The organism is Nostoc sp. CCY0012 (assembly GCF_963920855.1).
Classification (GTDB): Bacteria; Cyanobacteriota; Cyanobacteriia; order Cyanobacteriales; family Nostocaceae; genus Cyanocohniella.
This window is the reverse complement of record NZ_CAWUDM010000187.1, coordinates 1-6,487: the sequence shown is the minus strand read 5'-3', so window position 1 is coordinate 6,487 and position 6,487 is coordinate 1. Positions and strand designations below refer to the sequence as shown.

The window sequence follows — 6,487 nt, the reverse complement described above, 5'->3', positions numbered from 1 at the left end:
CAAGGGGTGATGTGCAATTCGCTTTACCCGGAGGTTCAACACCTAGAACCAGCGTCGGTGGTGGTACAAGGGGAAAAACTCCACCATTAACAGCATTAGTTCCCCCCACCAAACATGGACGCACCGTATCAGCACGACCCACAATTTTTGCCTATTTACCACCGATTGGTGCAGAAACCGTATTTTTTAGCCTCCAAGATGAAGATGGAAATCCCCATTATTCGACAATACTAAAAGTTTCTCCCGATGGCGGTGTAGTTAGCATTACGTTACCTCCAACAGCACCAGCTTTGGTCATGGATAAAAATTACCTATGGTATTTTGCACCAATTGAACCAGGCGGAGTTCTTCGACCTGATAATTATTCTGTAACAGGCTGGATCAAACGAGTTGAGCCAACATTTAATCAACAAGAATTAGCCTCATCTCCTGTGGAACTAGCCACTAAATATGCTGAGGCAGGTGTATGGTATGATACCCTAAAAATCTTAGTAGAAGCAAAGCGATCGCAACCAAACAATAAAGTTTTTGCTACTGAATGGCACGATTTACTTAAACAAGTTGGACTAGGAAACATTGCCTCTGAACCATTAGCGGAAGCTTTTTAAAGAATGATGTGGCAAAAACTCAAAAAATCACTGAAAAAATGGCAAGGAACACTGCTAATCACTCCCTGTGTTGCCGGATTAGTCATTGCGGGCAGTAATATCGGCGTTTTTAGAATTTTAGAATGGGTAACTTTAGATCAATTATTGCGTATTCGTCCGCAAGAAGCTGTAGACAAACGAATTGTGATTGTCACAATGGACGAGCCAGATATTCAATTTGTCAAGCAATGGCCGATGTCTGATCGCGTCATGGCGAAAATGATTCGTAATATTAAAGCACAACAACCAAGAGTGATCGGCATTGATATTTATCGAGATTTACCCGTAGAACCAGGACACCCAGAACTCGTCAAAGAATTTCAAAATACGCCTAATTTTATTGGCATTGAAAAAGTTGCCGGAAAACCAGTTGCACCACCACCAATTTTAGCTAAACAGGGTCAAGTAGCCGCCAACGACTTACTCTTAGATGCAGATGGTAAAATTCGACGTGGGATTATTTTATTAGGTAAACCCGATCAAAGTTTAGCTCAGGGGCTAGGAGTGAAACTAGCCTTAATATATTTAGAAAAAGCAGGCATTGAATTAAAATCAATCAACGCAGATAAACAAATCTACGGTTTAGGTAAAGCTAAGTTTGTACCTCTATCTAGCAATGATGGGCAATACAACGAAGCTGATATGGGGGGATACCAAGTTTTAATGAATTATCGAGGAGGGCTAGAGAGCTTTCCTCATATTTCCATGACCGATGTTTTAGAAAATCGCATACCTACTAATTTTATGCGCGATCGCTTAGTTTTGATCGGCGCAAAAGCCCCCAGTTTAAATGATAACTATAGTACCCCTTACAACAACAATTTATTTTTTCCCACAGAGCTAATGCCTGGAGTAGTAGTTCACGCGAATCTTACCAGCCAGATTCTCAGCGCCGCCATAGATGGCCGCCCGATGATGCGAGCTACTGTTAAACCTCTAAACTGGTTGTTAATCTTTTTTTGGTCTGGATACAGTGCCACCTTTGGCGCAATTTACATCAAAAGACGTTGGCTGACCATAGGTGGTTTATTACTGGCTGTGGTGATTATTCTTAGCAGTGCTTACGTTGCCTTTCTTGGTGGTTGGTTAATTCCTATATTTACACCAATATTGACTGTTATCAGTGCCTTAATAATTGGACTTATGCAGGTTTTATGGCAAAATCTGATGCTTTCTTATCGCCAATTAGAAGATTATGCCCGCAATCTAGAAATTAAAGTTCAAGAACGCACTGCTGAACTAGCCTCTGCTAATGAAGAAATCAGTCTCCTTAATGAAAAACTCAAAGGAGAAAACCTCCGCATGAGTGCCGAACTCGATATAATTCGGCAAATGCAGCAGATGATTCTACCAAAACCAGAAGAACTAGCAGCTATTGAAGGACTAGATATCGCTGGCTTTATGGAAGCTGCGGATGAAGTCGGCGGCGATTACTACGACGTACTGTACACCGACGGAGTAGTAACTCTTGGGATTGGAGATGTGACTGGACATGGACTGGAAAGTGGATTGTTAATGCTAATGACGCAAACCGCAGTTCGCCTCCTCAGAGAAATCCCCGAATATGACTCAGTACGCTTCATGGACACGCTCAACCGTACCATCTACAAAAACGTGCAACGGATGAACTCTGAGAAGAATTTGACATTGGTGATTCTTAACTATACTCAAGGCCAAATAAGTATCAGTGGACAGCACGAAGAAACGATTATTGTCCGCAAAGGTGGAGAAATTGAGCTGATTGACACGATTGACTTGGGTTTCCCCATAGGTTTAGATGATGACATTGCTGATTTTGTTAGTAATATAACCCTGGAATTACAACCCGGTGATGGAGTTGTTCTCTACACCGATGGTATTACCGAAGCCAAGGATATGAATAAAAATCAATACGGTCTTGAACCGTTATGTGAAATTATTAGTCAAAACTGGCACAAATCAGCACCAGAAATTAAAGATGCAGTGATTTTAGATGTGCGGCGACATATTGGCAAACAAAAAGTATTTGATGACATCACATTGCTCGTATTCAAGCGACCAGAAGAAGTTTTTGAGAATTAATAATGAAAAGTAAAAACGATATTCTTTTATCATTGTTTTGAGGCTAAAAAACTATGGTTCAAATATCTACAGGCTCTATAATCAAAACTGAATTATTTGGCGACTTTATCTCTAACTTTCCTCCAGAGCATGATTCTCTTGAACTTTCTTTTACACCCAGTTCTCGCCCAATCAAACAACGTTGGCGTAACAATCGACTTTCAGCACATTTTTTTGCTGACTACTTCACAAATTTTTTACCTCTAGATGAAAATGAACCAAATCAAGAGAAAATAATTAAAGAAAGTAAAAGTGCTGTTAGCTATGTCGCCAACGAACTTCTAGAAAATGCTATGAAATTTAATGATGATATTTCTAGCTACAAAGTAAGATTTGGGATTCATTTCTTGAATGATGCAGATAGTGTCACTGCCGTAATTTTTGCCAGCAATAGCATCAGACCAGGCGGTGAAGCTAAATTGAGAAAATTTATTGAAGAATTACTAGCTTCAGACACCCATGAAATGTATGTACGCCAAATTGAAAAAAGTGCTGAAGAAAATGGTTCTTCCGGCTTAGGTCTGTTAACGATGATTAATGACTATTCAGCCAAAATTGGTTGGAAATTAGAAACGATTCAGCAAGAATCTCTCATCATGGCTGTAACTACAATGGCACAAATCAAGGTATAGTATTTGTCGGTGTCTAATTTAATTATTGTTGATTTAGGAAGAAAAAATAATATGGTTATGCAAGAAGTTAAAGGTGAAGATTACACAGTTGAAGGTGATAAAGACTCTGCAACAGTCAACTTTAAAGGAGAACTGAGTCTTGGGGGATCAAGTGAATATGAACCAATTACTAATCTACTCAATGAAATTGCCGCAACTGATCCGGCAATAATGACTTTGAATTTAAGAGATTTAGGATTTCTCAACAGTTCCGGTATTAGTATGTTATCAAAATTTGTCCTGAGTTTACGTAAGAAAAAAGGAATTCAGTTGATTGTTTTAGGCTCAAATTCTATGCCTTGGCAAGGAAAATCATTGAAAAATCTAGAGCGTTTGCTCCCCGGTCTCAAGCTGGAAATTGAATAATAAATAAACTGAAAAGCTTAAACCCAGCAATAGCAAGGTTTAAGCTTTTTAATTGCTGCCATTATTGGTACAGTCGGCTACTGGATGATTCAATTTTTTAGGGAAGTTATTGTCTATTCTTTACAAGAATTTGCCCGACAAACTGAAATTATGTGGGATGACGTTCTTATTCCTTTGCTGGAAGGTGTTATTCCATTCTTGATTAGTTTATCAAGCTTTGGTTTAATATTACAACTTGTTTAAAAATTGGTATCGTATTTGGTTAAGAGATCCAAATTTACACGAGGAAGACCAGAAGACCAATACCTTTTACCAGAAATATGGGAATATACAATTGAAGTTTTGAAGCGGAGAGTTGGACAATTACAACGTAAGATTATTAATCCTAGCCGGATAGCAACTCGTCTAGATAACTATGTCATAGAGTTAAAAATTTGGCTAAAAACAAGGTTTAAACAAACTCGAAGTCAACAACAAGCACCACAAGTACTAATGGATAAAACTGTCTACGGTAATAGTGCAATTTTTATTCAATTTATGCTTGAATACTATATTGATGATATTAAGCTAGAAAATTGCGAACGAAGCGATCGCGTCAGTAGTGAGATTTACCGCGAAATTGTTAAATGTCTTCAAAGTTATGTAGTGGGACGATAGACTTAGCAAACAGTTAGGAGGTAGAAAGGTAAGATTTATTAATAAAATGAATTGATTATAAATAAAAACAATAAAATTACTACGATGCTAAACAATTTTTTACCATTTGAAACTAATACTTGGGCTTTCGTTCTGAGTAGCTTACTAATTACAGTTGTAGGTGGCATCTTACTTTATGTTATTTTGTTTTATGTTTTGCGTTCTATTTTTCGTAAATTTGAACGAGATATTGCATTAGTAACACTTAATGTTTCTGCCTATCCTGCACTCACAGTTTTTGTATTAGCTCTTTTAAAGTTCACATTAAATCAGTTACCTGATAATCAAATTATTGATGGCTTGGAAAGTATTTTAGCAGCAGGTTTGATTATTTCCATTAGTTACTGGTTAGTACAACTTCTGCTACAAGTATTTATTTATTACCTAAGAGAATACACCCAACAAACTGAGGCCATGTGGGATGATGTGCTGCTACCTTTGGTTGAGGCAGTAGTTCCTGTGATTATTTTCACTCTAGCTGGCGTGTTTGTATTGCGATCATTTGGGGTCGATCTTACAGGCATTTGGGTTGCCCTGGGTGGGGCTACCTTTGTCATTGGCTTTGCAGCTCAAGGAATTTTGGCAAACTTTTTTAGTGGTGTAGTTCTGCTAATTGATACACCCTTTCAATTTGGGGATGTGTTGCTACTAGATAATAACTCTGTTGCCATATTACGCAGAATTGGGGTACGGGTAACTCAACTATATATACCGGAAAAACATTGTGATATTTATATTCCCAACAGCAATCTCCAAAGCCAAAATATTACCAATCTTAGCCGTCCCACATCCTACTATCACTTTTCCACAGAACTGCGACTGCCAACTGAGTTTGACCTCTATGAAGTAAAGCGAGTTATCCAGGAGGCAATTCTAGCTCATCCAGATACTTTAGGCGATATAGATGGCAAATTAGAAATACTAGATAATTACTATCAATTAGCAGAACTAGCAGATCAACGTGAAATCGGTAGACTACGCTTGCTTGCAGAACAAGAAGTGAATTTAAAACTAGAAGAAATTCAGCAAGGACTTGAAGCATTAGTAGTTACCTTGCAATTTGCAGAAAAAGGCGGTCTCACCCAAGATGAAATTGAGAATATACAGCAAGAATATGGAGAAATTCTTAGCTCAATTGGGTTGGAATCGATCACTGAAATGCAAAACAATCGCTCTATTTTTACCTTTAATGAAACTCGATCTAAGGACACATTGATTGAACTAGTTCGTGCATGGTATCGTGCTTGCATTCGTGACCCAAATCTTCTAGATAACGACAGCTATTTAATTTCTGATGAATGGGAACGGAAAATAAATTTAATCAAGCGACGAGTACAGAAGCTTTATCAGAAAATTTCTAATCCTCAACGTGAAGAAACTCGCTTAGATGATTATGTTTTAGAGCTAAACAAATGGTTGATGGAAAGATTTAAAGAACCACGACAAAAATGGCAAGATCCCCAAGTTTCGGTTAAAGGGATGGAATATGAAGATGGAGTTGCTTATATGAAATTTGGACTCAATTTATTTGTAGATGATATCAAACTGGAGAACGGCAAACGAGGCGATCGCGTTAGCAGTCAGATATATCAAGAGGTTTTGCAATATCTCAAGTCCAAAACTGTGAATGATATTAATATCGCGTGAATTCCGCGAATTGACACTCCCCGCGATAAATCGACGGGGATTCTTGAATCTAAGACATAACTTGCTCTTGCAGGTTTTCACCAACAAAAGTAGAGGTTTCATCTCCCCAAGCGTTGCGTGCGTCTAGCGCAAAGGTTCCTGTATGCCCTACAGTACCCAATCCTCGACTAAGGATTATTCTCGCTGCGTTTTTGTCCCTATCCATTACACATCCACACGAACATACATGCGTTCTAGTAGATAGAGTTTTTTTAACAATTTCACCACAGTGAGAGCATTCCTGGCTACTGTATTGCGGGTTAACGCCCTAGCTATCTAATTGGTATGAAAGAGCCTGAAACTCAAGCACAGAGAGAATTT

6 protein-coding genes and 1 pseudogene are annotated in these 6,487 nt (G+C 38.3%); 6 read left to right on the top strand and 1 reads right to left on the bottom strand.

The window, feature by feature from the left end; genetic code table 11:
- The 6 genes from ACM0OS_RS28070 to ACM0OS_RS28045 form a co-directional block, all read left to right on the top strand.
- Positions 1-608: DUF928 domain-containing protein (locus tag ACM0OS_RS28070; RefSeq protein ID WP_414546461.1), on the top strand; the 608-nt coding region annotated here is incomplete at its 5' end.
- Positions 609-611: 3 nt separating this feature from the next.
- Positions 612-2,708, top strand: coding sequence for a CHASE2 domain-containing protein (locus tag ACM0OS_RS28065; RefSeq protein WP_414546460.1), 2,097 nt, complete (start codon positions 612-614; stop codon positions 2,706-2,708).
- Positions 2,709-2,761: 53 nt separating this feature from the next.
- Positions 2,762-3,379, top strand: a complete 618-nt coding sequence (locus ACM0OS_RS28060; protein WP_414546459.1) for a DUF6272 family protein — start codon at positions 2,762-2,764, stop codon at positions 3,377-3,379.
- 9 nt (positions 3,380-3,388) lie between these two features.
- Positions 3,389-3,784 carry a slr1659 superfamily regulator gene (locus ACM0OS_RS28055; protein WP_414546458.1) on the top strand — a complete coding sequence of 132 codons (396 nt, stop codon included), beginning with the start codon at positions 3,389-3,391 and terminating at the stop codon, positions 3,782-3,784.
- A gap of 258 nt (positions 3,785-4,042) precedes the next feature.
- The gene (locus tag ACM0OS_RS28050; RefSeq protein ID WP_414546457.1) at positions 4,043-4,441 is read left to right on the top strand and encodes a hypothetical protein; all 399 of its coding nucleotides are present in this window, start codon (positions 4,043-4,045) and stop codon (positions 4,439-4,441) included.
- Positions 4,442-4,525: 84 nt separating this feature from the next.
- Positions 4,526-6,127: a mechanosensitive ion channel family protein gene (locus ACM0OS_RS28045; protein ID WP_414546455.1), complete on the top strand. Its 1,602-nt coding sequence runs from the start codon at positions 4,526-4,528 to the stop codon at positions 6,125-6,127.
- A 49-nt stretch (positions 6,128-6,176) separates the two neighbouring features.
- Here ACM0OS_RS28045 and ACM0OS_RS28040 read toward each other — a convergent pair.
- A pseudogene (locus ACM0OS_RS28040) lies at positions 6,177-6,431 on the bottom strand (zinc ribbon domain-containing protein); the annotation flags it as partial.
- Positions 6,432-6,487 lie beyond the last annotated feature (56 nt).